The organism is Microbispora bryophytorum (assembly GCF_006874465.1).
GTDB classification, from domain to species: domain Bacteria; phylum Actinomycetota; class Actinomycetes; order Streptosporangiales; family Streptosporangiaceae; genus Microbispora; species Microbispora bryophytorum.
The window spans coordinates 272866-287507 of sequence record NZ_VIRL01000005.1 but is presented as its reverse complement, the minus strand read 5'-3'; the positions used below and the strand labels follow the sequence as shown (position 1 = coordinate 287507).

15 protein-coding genes and 1 riboswitch are annotated in these 14642 nt (G+C 70.9%); of the genes, 8 read left to right on the top strand and 7 right to left on the bottom strand.

Annotated elements, in window-relative coordinates; all coding sequences use genetic code 11:
• Positions 1 to 20: 20 nt before the first annotated feature.
• Entirely contained in the window at positions 21 to 950 is a 930-nt protein-coding gene (locus tag FLX07_RS13325) for a LysR family transcriptional regulator (RefSeq protein WP_142571056.1), read from the top strand.
• Positions 951 to 1042: 92 nt separating this feature from the next.
• On the opposite strand, the gene sigJ is transcribed toward FLX07_RS13325, so the two are convergent.
• The gene (sigJ, locus tag FLX07_RS13320; RefSeq protein ID WP_142571055.1) at positions 1043 to 1981 is read right to left on the bottom strand and encodes an RNA polymerase sigma factor SigJ; all 939 of its coding nucleotides are present in this window, start codon (positions 1979 to 1981) and stop codon (positions 1043 to 1045) included.
• A gap of 158 nt (positions 1982 to 2139) precedes the next feature.
• Here sigJ and FLX07_RS13315 point away from each other — a divergent pair, with 158 nt between their 5' ends.
• The 4 genes from FLX07_RS13315 to FLX07_RS13300 all read left to right on the top strand — a co-directional run bounded on the left by FLX07_RS13315 (position 2140) and on the right by FLX07_RS13300 (position 6366).
• Positions 2140 to 2769, top strand: a complete 630-nt coding sequence (locus FLX07_RS13315; protein WP_142571054.1) for an LUD domain-containing protein — start codon at positions 2140 to 2142, stop codon at positions 2767 to 2769.
• 192 nt (positions 2770 to 2961) lie between these two features.
• The gene (locus tag FLX07_RS13310) at positions 2962 to 3411 is read left to right on the top strand and encodes a helix-turn-helix transcriptional regulator (protein WP_142571053.1); all 450 of its coding nucleotides are present in this window, start codon (positions 2962 to 2964) and stop codon (positions 3409 to 3411) included.
• Positions 3412 to 3416: 5 nt separating this feature from the next.
• Entirely contained in the window at positions 3417 to 3827 is a 411-nt protein-coding gene (locus tag FLX07_RS13305) for a VOC family protein (RefSeq protein WP_142571052.1), read from the top strand.
• 154 nt (positions 3828 to 3981) lie between these two features.
• On the top strand, positions 3982 to 6366 hold the full coding sequence (locus FLX07_RS13300; protein WP_208762193.1) for an ATP-binding cassette domain-containing protein: 2385 nt from the start codon (positions 3982 to 3984) through the stop codon (positions 6364 to 6366).
• Positions 6367 to 6419: 53 nt separating this feature from the next.
• Here the strand turns inward: FLX07_RS13300 and FLX07_RS13295 are convergent, their stop codons facing one another.
• Complete coding sequence (locus tag FLX07_RS13295) at positions 6420 to 7346, bottom strand: tyrosine-type recombinase/integrase (protein ID WP_142571051.1); 927 nt, start codon at positions 7344 to 7346, stop codon at positions 6420 to 6422.
• A gap of 204 nt (positions 7347 to 7550) precedes the next feature.
• Here FLX07_RS13295 and FLX07_RS13290 point away from each other — a divergent pair, with 204 nt between their 5' ends.
• The 3 genes from FLX07_RS13290 to FLX07_RS13280 all read left to right on the top strand — a co-directional run bounded on the left by FLX07_RS13290 (position 7551) and on the right by FLX07_RS13280 (position 10398).
• Positions 7551 to 8558, top strand: coding sequence for an acyl-CoA desaturase (locus tag FLX07_RS13290; RefSeq protein ID WP_223853367.1), 1008 nt, complete (start codon positions 7551 to 7553; stop codon positions 8556 to 8558).
• Positions 8555 to 9058 (top strand): DUF5994 family protein, encoded by a 504-nt coding sequence (locus FLX07_RS13285; protein ID WP_142571050.1) that lies wholly within the window; start codon positions 8555 to 8557, stop codon positions 9056 to 9058. The genes FLX07_RS13290 and FLX07_RS13285 overlap by 4 nt, the downstream gene beginning before the upstream one ends.
• A 260-nt stretch (positions 9059 to 9318) precedes the next feature.
• Positions 9319 to 10398: an AI-2E family transporter gene (locus FLX07_RS13280; RefSeq protein ID WP_142571049.1), complete on the top strand. Its 1080-nt coding sequence runs from the start codon at positions 9319 to 9321 to the stop codon at positions 10396 to 10398.
• A gap of 103 nt (positions 10399 to 10501) precedes the next feature.
• Here the strand turns inward: FLX07_RS13280 and FLX07_RS13275 are convergent, their stop codons facing one another.
• The 5 genes from FLX07_RS13275 to FLX07_RS13255 form a co-directional block, all read right to left on the bottom strand.
• On the bottom strand, positions 10502 to 10960 hold the full coding sequence (locus tag FLX07_RS13275) for a DUF5990 family protein (protein ID WP_142571048.1): 459 nt from the start codon (positions 10958 to 10960) through the stop codon (positions 10502 to 10504).
• A gap of 237 nt (positions 10961 to 11197) precedes the next feature.
• Positions 11198 to 11545: an ArsR/SmtB family transcription factor gene (locus FLX07_RS13270; protein ID WP_142571047.1), complete on the bottom strand. Its 348-nt coding sequence runs from the start codon at positions 11543 to 11545 to the stop codon at positions 11198 to 11200.
• 112 nt (positions 11546 to 11657) lie between these two features.
• Positions 11658 to 12332, bottom strand: coding sequence for a CHAP domain-containing protein (locus FLX07_RS13265; RefSeq protein ID WP_142571046.1), 675 nt, complete (start codon positions 12330 to 12332; stop codon positions 11658 to 11660).
• Between the two features lie 14 nt (positions 12333 to 12346).
• A riboswitch (cyclic di-AMP (ydaO/yuaA leader) is annotated at positions 12347 to 12480 on the bottom strand.
• 182 nt (positions 12481 to 12662) lie between these two features.
• Complete coding sequence (locus tag FLX07_RS13260; RefSeq protein WP_229689584.1) at positions 12663 to 13856, bottom strand: sensor histidine kinase; 1194 nt, start codon at positions 13854 to 13856, stop codon at positions 12663 to 12665.
• The gene (locus tag FLX07_RS13255; protein WP_142571045.1) at positions 13853 to 14506 is read right to left on the bottom strand and encodes a response regulator transcription factor; all 654 of its coding nucleotides are present in this window, start codon (positions 14504 to 14506) and stop codon (positions 13853 to 13855) included. The genes FLX07_RS13260 and FLX07_RS13255 overlap by 4 nt, the downstream gene beginning before the upstream one ends.
• Positions 14507 to 14642: the final 136 nt, after the last annotated feature.

The window sequence follows — 14642 nt, the reverse complement described above, 5'->3', positions numbered from 1 at the left end:
CCCGGCCTGTTCGGTGCGGCATGGAACTGCGGCAGTTGCGCACCTTCGAGGCGGTTGTGGCACACCGGACGGTCACCGACGCCGCCGTCGCCCTGGATCTCGCGCCGTCGTCGGTGTCGGAGCAGATCAGGACCCTGGAACGGGACCTCGGAGTCGCACTGTTCGAGCGGGGTCCGCGGGGGATGCGCTTGACCGCGGCGGGCGAGCGCCTGCGCGGCTGGGCGCGCCGGCTGCTCGACCAGGCCGACCAGGCCCGGCGCGACGTTCAGGAGACCCGCCTGGTGCTGCGGCTCGGCGCCCTGGAGACGATTGCGGTCGTGCACGTGCCCGCGGTCCTGGCCCGGCTGGCCGAGCGCCGTCCCGACCTCGTGGTGGAGGTGCGGTCGGACGGCGCCCGCGACCGTCTCATGGACGCGGTCGCCGCCGCGGACCTCGACGCGGCGCTGCTGCTCGACACCGGGAACGATCTGGGCGGGCTCGGCTTCGGCGCGCCGGCCGCGCCGCTGGCCTTCCTCGATCTCGGTCCTGTGCCGCTCGCGCTTGTCGCCGCGCCGGACCATCCGCTGGCCGGCGCGTCCCGCCTGCGCAAGGAGGACCTGTACGGCCGGCGGCTGCTGGTCAACGTGCCCGCGTGCTCGTTTTGGCTGGCGGGGGAGCGCCTGCTGGGCGACCGGGTGGAGCGGGTGCGGGCGGGCGGCGTGCCCGTCATGCGGGCGTGGGCGGAGCGCGGCCTCGGGATGACGCTGCTGCCGTGGTTCGCGGTCGCCGACGGGGTCGCCGCCGGCGCCCTCGCCCGGCTCGCGTTCGACGTCCCCGGCCTGAGCCTGCGCCTGGTGTGGAGGGCCGACCGCGAGGCGCTCCCGGGCCTGCGCGAGATGCTGTACGCGAGCGCCGCCTCCGAGGCGGCCGGTCTCCCTTCACCGGCCGATCAGGGGGTCGCCTCGCGGTGAGGGCAGGTGGAGAATCGAGCCCGGCCTCGTTCCTGCTCCCTTGAAGGTGTCGGGTAGCGGCGGTCAGCGGACCGGTGGCGTGGAGACGCGGGTCAGCCCGTCGTCCAGCGACGGAGTTTCTCGGGGTTGCGTACTACCCAGATGCGCCTGATCCGGTCGCCCGCGACGTCGAAGGCGTACACCGTCACGGTGACGCCGTCTTGCTGAGCCACCAGGCCCGGCTGACCGTTGACCGTACGTTCCAGGAACGTCATGGCGCCGGTCCTCCTGCGGGCGATCTCGATCCAGGCGTGCGCGATCTGCTCGCCGCCTTCGATGGGGCGCAGGAAGGTGACGGCGAGGCCGCCGCCGTCGGCGATCGCCGTGGCGTCGGGGTCGAGCAGGCCGATGAGGGCGTCGATGTCCTTGGCCTCCCACGCCTGCTTGAAGTCCCTGACGATGCCGGCCCGATGGGCCGCCGGAGTCGCGGAAGGCTGCGAGGCCCGGATGCGGCGGCGGGCCGAGGAGGCCAGCTGACGGCACGCGGCCGGGGTGCGGCCGACGATCTCGGCCACTTCGGCGAACGAGTGGCAGAAGACGTCGTGCAGGATGAACGCGACGCGCTCGGCCGGGGTCATCGAGTCGAGCACGACCAGGAAGGCCAGGTTGACCGACTCGTCCAGGGTGACCCGGTCGGCCGGGTCGACAGTGGCGCCGCCCGGCCGGCCGGTGCTCCGCTCCGTACGTTCGGGGAGCGGCTCGGGGATCCACTCGCCCACGTAGGTCTCTCGCCGGGCCCGGGCGGAGCCGAGCAGGTTGAGGCAGATACGACCGGCGACCGTCGTCAGCCAGGCGCCGGGAGATCGGATGGCGTCCTGCTGCTGCGGCGACATGGCATACCAGCGGGCGTAGGTCTCCTGGACGGCGTCCTCGGCCTCGGCCAGGGAGCCCAGGAGCCGGTAGGCGATGTTGATCAGTTGGCCCCGCTCGCTCGTGATCGCGTCCAGGCCGGGATCGGGCCGGCCGTGTCCCGGCCGGGATTGGGTGGTCATGGTGCCGACGGCTCCCTCGGTCGCGTCTTCCCTCACCGGTTCGACAAGGCGGCGCACCGGAATGTGAGGCCGGTGCGCCGCCTCACATTCCAGGGGGCTGTGTTGTCGGACCGCTGAGACGAACACACGTCATCCAGCGAACAGGAAGTTCAGACATCATGACTACCTCGATGCCGGCGGCGCCCTTCGCCGACCCGGCGCCCGCGCCGCGCCTGGAGCGGGCGGCCGCTGCGCTCACCGCGCATGGGTTCACCGTCGAGATCCTCGACGACGCCGCCGCCGCGCGCACCCGCGTCAAAGAGCTGATACCCGAGGGCGCCAGCGTCTTCACCGGCGCCAGCGAGACCCTACGCCTGTCCGGCATCGATGAGGACATCAACGGCAGCGGGCGATACGCGTCCGTCAAGGCACGCAGCACGACCATGGACCGGGCCACCCAATTGGGCGAGATCTGGCGGATGATCGCCTGCCCGGACGTCGTCGTGGGCAGCGTCGCCGCGGTCACCGAGACCGGATCCCTTGTGGCCGCCTCGGCCAGCGGAAGCCAGCTGGCGGGCTACTCGGGCGCCGCGGCCCGCGCGATCTGGATCGTCGGGGCGCAGAAGGTGGTGCCCGACCTGGGCACCGCGCTGCGGCGCGTCGAAGACCACTGCCTTCCGCTGGAGAACGAGCGCGCCATGAAGGCCTACGGGCAGCCCAGTGCCCTCAACCGCCTGCTCATCCTCAACGCGGAACCTCACCCCGGGCGCGGCACCGTCCTGCTGCTCCGCGAAGCCATCGGCTACTGAACCATGGTGGCGGCCGGGTCGCCGAGCACCTGAGTGATCTCCGCATGCCATGGGCCGCACGCGGACGTTCGGGTCCGTCTGATGGGGTGGCGTCGGGGCGAGCCGCGGTGAGCCGGCCGCGCCGCAGGTCAGGAGGCAGGTGCACGTCGCCCGGCACGCCGGATTGTCGGTGGCAGGACGTACGCTTCTCGCGTGAGCAGCAAACCCGCCCCGGCACAGTACCTGCGTGATCTCGCGCTGCTGCGCCGAGTCCGCGACCGGATCGACCGGGAGTACGCCCAGCCGCTGGACGTCGAGGCGCTCGCCCGGGGCGTGAACGTGTCCGCCGGGCACCTCAGCCGCCAGTTCCGCCTCGCCTACGGGGAGTCGCCGTACAGCTATCTGATGACGCGGCGGATCGAGCGCGCGATGGCGCTGCTGCGCCGTGGCGACATGAGCGTCACCGAGGTCTGTTTCGCGGTCGGCTGTTCGTCGCTGGGCACCTTCAGCACCCGCTTCACCGAACTGGTCGGTGTGCCCCCCAGCACCTACCGGCGCCAGGCGGCGAGCGGGACGGCCGGGATGCCGCCGTGCCTGGCGAAACAGGTGACCAGGCCCGTCAGGAATCGAGAAGCGCGCGCCACCGAGCCGCAGCTAGCGTGACTGCCATGGACGTCACCATTCACTCGGCCTTCCTCCCGCACGACGACCCCGACGCGGCGCTGGCCTTCTACCGCGACGTCCTCGGGTTCGAGGTCCGGGGCGACGCCGGTTACCGCGGGATGCGCTGGATCACCGTCGGCCCCGTCAACCAGCCCGGCACGTCCATCGTCCTCTACCCGCCGGGCGGCAACCCCGGCATCACCGACGACGAGCGCCGAACCATCGCCGAGATGATGGCCAAGGGCACCTACGCCATGATCACACTGTCCGCCGAGGACCTCGACGGCCTCTTCGAGCGGCTGGCGGCCCACGGCGCCGAGGTGGTGCAGGAGCCGATCGAGCAGCCGTACGGGGTCCGCGACTGCGCCTTCCGCGATCCCGCCGGCAACCTGATCCGGATCAACGAGCTGCGCTGACCGGCCGCGCCGCCGGGTCCGCGTCCCCCACGCCGGCACGAGAACCAGACGGAGAACCACACGTACCGCTCGAAGCTGCTTGGATCGAGCCTGGCGACGCCGACGGAGACCGCTGAGGCGGCCCCCGCCTGAACACATGGAGAACACGATAAGCATGACCACCAGGACGGATGCGCAGTCCCCCGCGCTGCACGTTGCCGACACCCACGATCTGATCCGCGTCTACGGCGCGCGCGAGAACAACCTCAAGGACGTCAGCATCGAGATCCCCAAGCGCCGGCTGACGGTGTTCACCGGTGTCTCGGGTTCGGGCAAGAGCTCACTGGTGTTCAGTACGATCGCCGCCGAATCGCAGCGGCTGATCAACGAGACCTACTCCGCGTTCGTGCAGGGTTTCATGCCGACGCTGGCACGGCCCGAGGTCGACGTGCTCGACGGGCTGACGACCGCGATCGTCGTCGACCAGGAGCGGATGGGCCCCAACCCCCGCTCCACGGTCGGCACCGTCACCGACGCCAACGCGATGCTGCGCATCCTGTTCAGCAGGCTCGGCCGGCCCCACATCGGCTCGCCCCAGGCGTTCTCCTTCAATGTGGCCTCGATCAGCGGAGCGGGCGCGGTCAAGTTCGAGCGCGGCGGCAAGACCGTGAAGGAGCGGCGCGAGTTCACCGTCACCGGCGGCATGTGCCCGCGCTGCGAGGGCCTGGGCCGGACCTCCGACATCGACCTGTCCCAGCTGTACGACGACTCCAAGTCGCTCAACGAGGGCGCGCTCACGATCCCCGGCTACAGCGTCGACGGCTGGTACGGCCGCATCTTCGGCGGCTCCGGTTTCTTCGACCCGGACAAGCCGATCCGTGACTTCACCACGACCGAGCTCCACGACCTGCTCTACAAGGAGCCGACCAAGATCAAGGTCGACAACATCAACCTCACCTACGAGGGCCTGATCCCACGCATCCAGAAGTCGATGCTGTCCAAGGACAAGGAGGCGTTGCAGCCGCACGTCCGGGCGTTCGTGGAGCGGGCGGTCGCGTTCACGACCTGCCCCGAGTGCGGCGGCACCCGGCTCAGCGAGGCCGCCCGGTCGTCGAAGATCAAGCAGATCAGCATCGCCGACGCCTGCGCGATGCAGATCAGCGACCTGGCCGACTGGGTGCGCGGCCTCGACGAGCCGTCGATCGCGCCGCTGGTCACCACGTTGCGGCAGCTCCTCGACTCGTTCGTGGAGATCGGGCTGGGATACCTGTCCCTCGACCGTGCGTCGGGCACGCTGTCCGGCGGCGAGGCGCAGCGCGTCAAGATGATCCGCCACCTCGGCTCCTCGCTCACCGACGTCACCTACGTCTTCGACGAGCCCACGACGGGCCTGCACCCTCATGACATCCAGCGGATGAACGACCTGCTGCTGCGGCTGCGGGACAAGGGCAACACGGTGCTGGTGGTGGAGCACAAGCCGGAGATGATCGCGATCGCCGACCACGTCGTGGACCTCGGCCCCGGCGCCGGCACGGCGGGCGGCACGGTCTGCTTCGAGGGCACCGTCGAGGGGCTGCGGGCCAGCGGAACGATCACCGGCCGCCATTTCGACGACCGGGCCGCACTCAAGGAGAGCGTGCGCACGCCCACCGGCACGCTGGAGATCCGCGGCGCGACGGCGAACAACCTGCGCGACGTCGGTGTCGACATCCCGCTCGGGGTGCTCGTCGTCGTCACCGGAGTCGCCGGGTCGGGCAAGAGCTCGCTCATCCACGGTTCGGTCCCCGGCGGCGCCGGTGTGGTGTCGGTCGACCAGGGCGGCATCCGCGGCTCGCGGCGCAGCAACCCGGCGACGTACACCGGACTGCTCGACCCGATCCGCAAGGCGTTCGCGAAGGCCAACGGGGTGAAGCCGGCGCTGTTCAGCGCCAACTCCGAGGGCGCCTGCCCCGCCTGCAACGGCGCCGGCGTCATCTACACCGACCTGGCGATGATGGCGGGGGTCTCCACCACCTGCGAGGAGTGCGAGGGGAAGCGGTTCCAGGCGGCGGTGCTGGAGCACAAGCTCGGCGGGCGCGACATCAGCGAGGTGCTCGCGATGCCGGTGGCCGAGGCCCAGGAGTTCTTCGGCTCCGGCGAGGCGCGCACGCCCGCCGCGCGCGCCGTCCTCGACCGCCTCGCCGACGTCGGGCTCGGCTACCTCACCCTCGGCCAGCCGCTCACCACGCTGTCCGGCGGCGAGCGGCAGCGGCTCAAGCTGGCCACCCACATGGCCGACAAGGGCGGCGTCTACGTCCTCGACGAGCCGACCGCCGGCCTCCACCTGGCCGACGTCGAGCAACTGCTCGGGCTGCTGGACCGGCTGGTCGACTCCGGCAAGTCGGTCATCGTGATCGAGCACCACCAGGCGGTCATGGCACACGCCGACTGGATCATCGATCTGGGTCCCGGCGCCGGTCACGACGGCGGCCGCATCGTCTTCGAAGGCACGCCGGCCGACCTCGTCGCCGCCCGCTCCACCCTCACCGGCCAGCACCTCGCGGCCTACGTCGGCGCCTGACCCGGGCCGTTGAGGCTTACTGGGGCGACAGCGCCGGAGCCGGGTCGATCTGACTACTGGTCGGTGGGGAGGTGGCTCAGGGCGTGTTCGAGGTCGGGGTGGGTGGGGAGGGTGTAGCGGCGGGTGGTGTCGAGTCGGGCGTGGCCGAGGATTTCGGCGACGACGGCGATGTCGACGCCGGCGCGGAGCAGGTTGGTGGCCAGGGTGTGGCGGAGGGTGTGGGCGGACAGGGCGGGGGCGCCGGCTTCGTCGACGATGTCGGCGTCGGTGGCGAGTTCGTCCATAAGGTGGTCGACGGCGCGGGTGGTGAGGCGCCGGCCGCGGCGGTTGAGGAAGAGCGCGGGGGTGTGGGCGCCGGGCCAGGTGGCGCGTTCGGCGCGCCATTGGGCGATGGAGGCGCGGGCGGTGGTGTCCAGGAGCGGGATCTCGCGTGAGGTCTCGCCGTTGCCGAAGCGGACGACGACCTTGCCTTGGCGGGCGGACAGGGGGACGTCGGTGTCGTCCAGGGCGGCGAGTTCGGCGATGCGCAGGCCGGAGTAGAACAGCAGCCGGCCGATGGCGCGGTCGCGGGCCAGGGGCCGTCGTCCGACAGCGCGGAGGAATCGTTTTTGCTGACGGGCGTCCAGGGCGCGGGGGGCCATTTTGGGGGCGTCGTCACGGCGCACCGCGGCGGGGCCGAGGCCGAGCTGGGTGAAGAAGTGGTCCAGGGCGGTGAGGTGGGCGTTGACGGTGTTGGCTTTGCGGCCGAGGACGGTCTTCATGTGGGTTTTGTAGCTGCGGACAGCGAAGTCGCGGTCGTGGGTGTCGGTGAGCGGGTCGCCGTCCAGGTCGCTGGCCTCCAGCCAGGTGAGGAAGGCGCGGACCCGGGAGTCGTAGGCGCGTCGGGTGTCGCCGTCCAGCGGCGCCCGCTGCAGCGCGGTGGCGTAGGCGGCGTGGACCGCGGTGAACGCGCCGGGTGTCGCCTGGTGCCGTCGTCCCACTCGAATCCCCTCGCGATATCGGAAGTCGTTGCCTGGGTCTGAGTGGGGCCCAGGACGGCGACATGAGAAGTAGGCTCTCAATCCTACTTCTGATATCACAAAATATCGGAATTTTGGTGCTAGGGTGAGAATGTCCGGTAATGACGGCATCCCGCCCTTGAGGCGGACTCGCCACACCGGCTTACCCCCGGAAAGGGGGATGACATGCCGATCCTGCGATGGTCCCGCATCTCAGAGGGGCTCACCCCAGTGTCCAGCGCCCGGTCGCGTCCGATGCCGGTCTCGCGCGCCGGCGCGGTGCCGCTGACCGAGGGGCGTAAACCGACCGCGGCGGTGGCCGCGTTGTGGGTGTTCGTCCTGGTGCCGTTCGCGGCACTGGCCGCAGCCATTCCGGTGGCCTGGGAGTGGGGGCTCAGCTGGACCGACGTGGCGATCGCCGCCACGGCTTACGTCCTGACCGGGCTCGGCGTCACGGTGGGCTTTCACCGCTATCTCACGCACGGTGCTTTCAAAGCCCGGCGGTGGCTCCGGATCGGCCTGGCCGTGGCGGGGACGCTGGCGGTGCAGGGCTCGGTCATCGGGTGGGTGGCCGACCACCGGCGCCATCACGCCTTCGCCGACCATGACGGCGATCCGCACTCACCCTGGCGCTACGGCTGCAGCGTGCGCGGCCTGGCCAAAGGGCTGCTGTTCGCGCATGTCGGCTGGATGCTCGGGCGTGATCGCACCAACCCGGAGCATTTCGCCAAGGACCTGCTCAACGACGGCGACATTCGTCGCGTGGATCGGCTGTTCGGGCCGTTGGTCGCGGCCTCTCTGCTGCTGCCACCCGTGATCGGCCTGCTGGCCACCGGCACCTGGCGGGGCGCGGTGACCGCGTTCTTCTGGGGCTCGCTGGTGCGGATCGCGCTGCTGCACCACGTCACCTGGTCGATCAACTCCATCTGCCACGTCTTCGGCGAGCGGCCGCTGAAGACCCGGGCCGGGGACCGGGCCGCGAACTTCTGGCCGCTGGCGATCGTGTCGTTCGGCGAGAGCTGGCACAACGGCCACCACGCCGACCCCACCTGCGCCCGCCACGGCGTGCTGCCGGGGCAGATCGACATCTCCGCCCGGCTGATCCGGCTGCTGGAAAGGTTCGGCTGGGTCCGTGACGTACGCTGGCCGACCCCGGCGCGCCTGGCTGCACGACGCCGCGAGCCTTCCTCATGACCGGTCCTGAGCAGGTACGGCTCAGCTTGGATCCCGACCTGCAACGCCGGGGCGCGGTGGACGGCGCATGGTGGCCCGCCAGCTACGACGCCGGCGCGGAACTGCCCGCCCTGATCGCCGCCATCGACCAGCACCTGGAGCGGCGGGTCCTGCGCGTGGGCCTGCACATCGATACCTGGGACAACATCCCGCGCCGCATCGCCGCCCCCGGACGCCAGGTCAAAGTGGGCTGGTTCCGCACCATCGACGCCCACGTGGTCACCCTGATCACCTGGGGGATGGAATACCTCAACCTGCTCGTCATCCCGCCCGAGACCACACCCGCCGCCGCCGGTAAGGCGCTCACCATGGCCACCCGGTGCCGGGGCCGTACCCGTCCCGGTGACATCCTCGCCGCCGCAGACCACGACAGCCCCGCCGAGGGCCCCGCCGAGCAGGAGCTGAGCCTGGCCGGCTGGGACAACGAAGGCGGGCACACCCGGCACGACGCCGTGCCCTGACCAACCGATGGGACGAGGCGAGGCAGGGCACCCGCTTTCGTTCCGCGGTGGACGTCCCGGGTCTCCCACGCGTGCTCATACGTCGCCCACCCCAGTCTCGTGGCCGTACGGCGCTTGGCCCACCAGTTCCAGGGCCTTCGTATGCAGGCGGAAGAAACGGTTCCAGCTCGCCGGGCGACGGCTCCGTGTGAACCGTCCGTAGCGGGCCTCCCGCTCACGCCGAAGCCGACGGGACGGGCCGAACTGGAAAGGGGTCAAGCATGGTCAAGGGTTCCGCCGGTCCGCGCGTGCCGCCGTTACTGGCCACGGTCGCGGCCTGGTGCTGGCGTCTGATCGGCATCGCAATCGTGCTGTTCGCGGTGGTGTGGCTCGTCGCGTTCCTGCGGCTGGTGATGGTGCCGCTGGCCGCCGCGCTGCTGCTCACCGCCCTGCTTCATCCGATCTGCGGCTGGCTACGCCGGCGGGGGCTGCCGAGCCTGGCCGCCGCCTGGGTGACGCTGCTGGGCGGGCTCGTGGTGCTCACCGCGGTGGGCGTCCTCATCGGAACCCAGGCCAACGCGCAGTTCCCCACCCTGCTGGCCCAAGTGCAGCACACCGCTCGTGAGGTCCAGAACTGGCTGGTGACTGGACCGCTGAACCTGAGGCAGGCTCAGCTGGATCAGATGGTGCAGTCGCTGCTGGACCAGGTGCAGACCCGGCGCGAGGATATCGGGAAAAGCCTGGTGAAGAGCGCCACCGTCGCCGCCGAAGTGCTGGCCGGCGCCATCCTCATGCTCTTCATGACGTTCTTCTTGCTCAAGGACGGCGATCGCATCTGGGCCTGGCTGATCCGCGGATTCGCACAGGCGACCACCCGCGTGGATGCGGCCGGCCAGGCCGCCTGGCGAACCCTGTCGCAGTACATGGTGGGCACCACGATCGTGGCCGCGATCCATTCGGTCGTGATGGCCATCGTGCTAACCGTGATGGGCGTCCCGCTGGTGGTGCCCCTCATCGCGCTGATCTTCCTGGCCAGCTACCTGCCGATCATCGGCATCGTGATCGCCGGCGGCCTGGCCGTCCTGGTCACACTCGGCACCAAGGGCGTGGTCTTCGCGCTCGTCCTGCTCGGCATCCTCGTCCTGGAACAGCAGTTGGAGAACCACGTGCTGCAACCGCTCATCGTCGGCCGGCTGGTCCACTTCCATCCGCTCGCCGTCATCGTCGCTCTGGCGGTCGGCGGCATCGTGGCCGGGATCGCCGGAGCCGCCCTGGCCGTACCACTCGCCGCGGTGCTCTACCGGGCCTGGCCGGAGCTACGCCGTACCTCGCCCGCGGAAAGCCCCGCGTCCACCGAGTGAACCGGAGCTACGCCGTACCTCGCCCACGGAAAGCCCCGCGTCCACCGAGTGAACCAGCCCCCTCTACCGGAGACCTCACCGCTTGCCGGGGCACGACACGTCGTCAGACGGTGGGGGCGGACCATTCCACCAGCGGCGGGCGCACCGCCGCGCACAGCGGGTGACCGCGCGAATCGGTCAGCCCCAGCCGGGCCACCAGCAGGTCGTTGTCCACTGCGGCATCCAGCACGGCCGCGGGGATGCCGTCGAACGCCAGCTTCGCCCGCCGGAACATCGCGAACACCCCGGCGTCGTCGACCGTGCCCCACGACAGATACACGAACCGGCCGCCCGGCCTGCCCTGCACAAATGGGCCCCGGAGATCCCATTCGGTCTCCCTGCGGGTCGCGGTCGCGTTCAGCTCCCAGACCGCCGAGGAAGCGTCTCCCGGGTGCAGGCCGAGCAGTTCGTCACGGCGGTCGCGCCACTGCACGCCGACATAGATGTTGCTGTAGCCGGGGAAACCCGGTGTCTGCCCGCATTCCCGCCCGGGCAGGTTGGATGCCTCGATACGGATCAGCACACCAGCATCATTCCCCAGTCTCGGTGCGGCAGGGGCATCAAGTGCAGTGGCTCGAACTCGTCCAGACAGATCGCTCTGGCTGCGGGCGCGCCGAGTGTGACGGCTGGATCCCGCTGGCCGCGCACTCACCGGCGCGAGTTGCGGCGAGGCTGGACGGGCTGGACCACGCTCGCACGCGTGGCCCCCAGACGGGGTGCGGCTCCCCGGTAGCGCCGGCCCGGACGAGGTGCGCACGGCTCACGGGCGGGCGTCGTCCTGCAGGCGGCGCTCCCGCTTCCCTCGGGCGAGTTCGGTGCCCAGGGCGTCCAGTCGCTGGTTCCAGAAGCGGCGGAAGTGGTCGAGCCAGGTGTCGACCTCGCGCAGCGGCGCGGGGTCGACGGCGTACAGGCGCCGGGTGCCCTCGGCCCGGACCGTCGCGAAGCCGCTCTCCCTCAGCACGCGCAGGTGCTGTGACACCCCGGGCTGGGAGATTCCGAACTCCTCCTGCACGATGGAGCCGATCTCCCCGGCGGAGCGCTCGCCCTCGGCGAGCAGTTCCAGGATCCGGCGGCGCACCGGATCGCCGAGGACGTCGAACGCGTGCATGCCGCCAGGCTCGCAGCTCACGACCGCACAGGTCAATGTGATCAAGGCCCGGCGCCCTCGGCGGGGACGGCGAAGCGCGCCGGGATCACCGGCGCGCTTCGGGCGTCGCCTGTCAGGAGGAGGCGGAGGTGTCCCCGGGATACACCGGGTAGCCGTATCCGGCCACCTGCCAGGTAGGACGGGTACGGGCCTCGACGGCGCCGCCGTCGCCGGTGTTGCCCTCGATCGTCTGGATAGTGCCGTCGTCGTTGTCCTTGACGACGAACCCCACGTGCTCGATGTCGTCGATGTCCTTGCTGCCGTTCCAGTTGAAGAACACCACCGCGCCCGGCTTGGGGGTGTGGCCCCAGCGGCCGTGTTCGGCGAACCAGCGCGCGTGCTCCACGGTGTAGGCGTCGGAGCCCATGACCGGAGCGATGCCGAGCTGCTGTCCCACCCACGAGACGAACATGTCGCACCAGGCCGCGTTGAGGTAGCCCTTCAGTGTGCCGCCGTCGCGGGCGAGGGTCTCGCGGGCGCGGGGCGTGGACATGTACCACTCCTGGAACTTGGTCCCGCCGCCCTTGGCGTTCTCACTGATCCCGATCTGGCTCCTGGCCAGGGTCAGCACGTCGGCCGCGCTGACCATGGGCAGCGTGGAGGCGATCTCGGACGTGGACTTCGCGACCGCCGGGCCCTTGCCGGTGGCCGGGTTGTCCGCGTGCGCGGCCGGTGAGGCGATCAGCACGGCCGAGGCGAGGACCCCGCCCGCGAGGGCAGCGCGAAGACAGGTGTTGACGACGTGCATGGTGGGGCGTACTCCCTTGCTTCCATGCCGCCTACCGGGTTAGCTGACGGGTTCGGGCTGGAAGTCGCCCTACGGCACGTATGCCGATTCACCCCAGGAGAGGTGGGTCCCCGGCTCCGCGCGGACGCGGACTCGGCGGCCGGGCGACCGGCCGGGATCGGCCGGTCGCGTCGGTCTGAGGAGGGCTTCTTGACCATTGAGATGAGCAAGTGCCCCCGAGTTGCCTAAAACGTAATAGACCAGGTCAAACCGGTCAAGTTAGAACAACCCAGATTTTACCGGGCAGTAGGCAGCAGACCTCGCACTTGGGGGTAAAGGGCCCGCCGGTGATCACCGGCGGCAGGAGGATCCGGGCTCACCGGGCAGGCGTACGGTCACCGCCAGGCCGCCCTCCGGCCGGGCGAGCGCCTCCACCTCGCCGCCGTGCGCCACGGCGATGGCCCGGACGATGGACAGGCCCAGCCCCGACCCTCGGGCGGAGCGGACGCGGTCGCCGCCGAGCCGGCGGAACGGCTCGAACAGGTCGTCCACCTCGTATGGCGGGACCAGGGGCCCGGTGTTCTCCACCGTCACGCTCACCCCGGCCTCCTCCTCCCGCAACCGGACCCAGACCTCGCCGTCCCGCACGTTGTACTTGATCGCGTTTTCCAGCAGGTTGACCAGGCAGCGTTCGAGGAACAGCGGGTCGCCGTGCGCGACCGCCGGGCTCAGGTCCTCGTGGACGACCACCTTCCTGCGGCGCGGCTGCAGGTCGATCTGCTCCATCGCCGTACGGACGACCTGCCGCAGGTCGACCGGCTTGCGGGCCGTCGGCTCCTGCTCCGACTGCGCCAGCATGAGCAGGCCCTCGATCAGCCGCTCGTACCTCGCGTTGGTGCCGAGCAGCGCGCGGGCCAGCGCCTTGAGGTCCTCCGACGCCGCCGGTTCCTCCAGCGACACCTCCAGGACCGTACGGTTGACCGCCAGCGGGGTGCGCAGCTCGTGGGAGGCGTTGGCGATGAACCGGCGCTGCGCGTCGAACACGCGGTGCAGCCGGTCGAGCATCGCGTCGAAGGTGTCGGCGAGCCGCTTGATCTCGTCCTGCGGCCCGCGCAGCCCGATCCGCTCGTGCAGCGTGCTCTCCGACAGCCGCTGCGCGGTCTCGGTCACCCGGTCCAGCGGGCGCAGCGCGCGGTCGGCCACCAGGTAGCCCAGCACCACCGCGACGGCCCCCACCAGGATCATGACGATCATCGACGACCTGAGCACGTCGCTCAGCGCGTCGGCCGCCCCCTGCTCGACGTTGGTGCGCACCCGCTGCGCGAGCACGTCGCTGTCGGGCAACTTGCCCCCCAGCACGGCACTGGGGGCACCGGTCACCTTCGACGCCACCGCCACCACGAACCGCTGGTTGAGCGCCCGCGCGGTCAGCAGCTGGGTGAACCACAGCAGCACCGACCCCGCCAGGAAGAACAACCCGCCGTACAGCAGGGTGAGCCGCATGCGCAGGCCGAGCCTGCGCCACGAGGACAGGACGCGGGTCACAGCCGATACCCCCGGCCCGGCACGTTCTCGATCACCGCGGGCTCGCCCAGCTTGCGGCGCAGCGAGGTGATCGTGACGCGCAGCACGCCCGTGCCGGCGTCGGCGTGCTCGTCCCACACGTTCGCGCGCAGCAGGGCCGAGGTCACCAGCCCTCCGCCGGCGCGCATGAGCTCGTGCAGCACGTCGAACTCCTTGCGGCCCAGCGCCACCTGCCGCCCGTCGCGCAGCACCGTACGGCGGGCGGGGTCGAGCCGGATCCCGGCCCGCTCCAGCACGGGCGGCACCGCCCGGGGCGAGCGCCGGGCCAGGGCCCGGATCCGGGCCACCAGCTCGGCGAAGGCGAACGGCTTGACCAGGTAGTCGTCGGCGCCCAGGGACAGGCCCCCGACCCGGTCACGCACCCGCCCGGCCGCCGTCAGCATGAGGATGCGGCTCGCTCCACTGGCCGTGACCAGCTCCCGGCACACCTCGTCGCCGTGCACCTCGGGCAGGTCGCGGTCGAGCACGACCACGTCGTAGTCGACGTAGGCGGCCAGCTCAAGCGCCTCCTGACCGTCGTAGGCCACGTCCACCGCGATCGCGTGCAGCCGCAGCCCCCGTGCCAGGGCCTCGGCCAGCTGTTCCTCGTCCTCGACCACGAGCACCCGCATCCCCACCAACCTCCCACTCGGCTCCGAGAGTGGCGCAGGCGGTGTTAGCCGCGGATAAGCCGGGCTCGCTTATCCGCGTTTAGCACCGCCTCCGCTGAAGTTGGGCCCCGTCCCGGGCGGACGCCCCGGACGAGAA

What these genes read in the sequence shown, in the direction of transcription:
- FLX07_RS13325 (WP_142571056.1), top strand. Translation starts at nt 21, where the DNA reads ATGGAACTGCGGCAGTTGCGCACCTTCGAGGCGGTTGTGGCACACCGG.
- sigJ (WP_142571055.1), bottom strand. Translation starts at nt 1,981, where the DNA reads ATGACCACCCAATCCCGGCCGGGACACGGCCGGCCCGATCCCGGCCTG.
- FLX07_RS13315 (WP_142571054.1), top strand. Translation starts at nt 2,140, where the DNA reads ATGACTACCTCGATGCCGGCGGCGCCCTTCGCCGACCCGGCGCCCGCG.
- FLX07_RS13305 (WP_142571052.1), top strand. Translation starts at nt 3,417, where the DNA reads ATGGACGTCACCATTCACTCGGCCTTCCTCCCGCACGACGACCCCGAC.
- FLX07_RS13300 (WP_208762193.1), top strand. Translation starts at nt 3,982, where the DNA reads ATGACCACCAGGACGGATGCGCAGTCCCCCGCGCTGCACGTTGCCGAC.
- FLX07_RS13290 (WP_223853367.1), top strand. Translation starts at nt 7,551, where the DNA reads ATGCCGATCCTGCGATGGTCCCGCATCTCAGAGGGGCTCACCCCAGTG.
- FLX07_RS13285 (WP_142571050.1), top strand. Translation starts at nt 8,555, where the DNA reads ATGACCGGTCCTGAGCAGGTACGGCTCAGCTTGGATCCCGACCTGCAA.
- FLX07_RS13280 (WP_142571049.1), top strand. Translation starts at nt 9,319, where the DNA reads ATGGTCAAGGGTTCCGCCGGTCCGCGCGTGCCGCCGTTACTGGCCACG.
- FLX07_RS13270 (WP_142571047.1), bottom strand. Translation starts at nt 11,545, where the DNA reads ATGCACGCGTTCGACGTCCTCGGCGATCCGGTGCGCCGCCGGATCCTG.
- FLX07_RS13265 (WP_142571046.1), bottom strand. Translation starts at nt 12,332, where the DNA reads ATGCACGTCGTCAACACCTGTCTTCGCGCTGCCCTCGCGGGCGGGGTC.
- FLX07_RS13255 (WP_142571045.1), bottom strand. Translation starts at nt 14,506, where the DNA reads ATGCGGGTGCTCGTGGTCGAGGACGAGGAACAGCTGGCCGAGGCCCTG.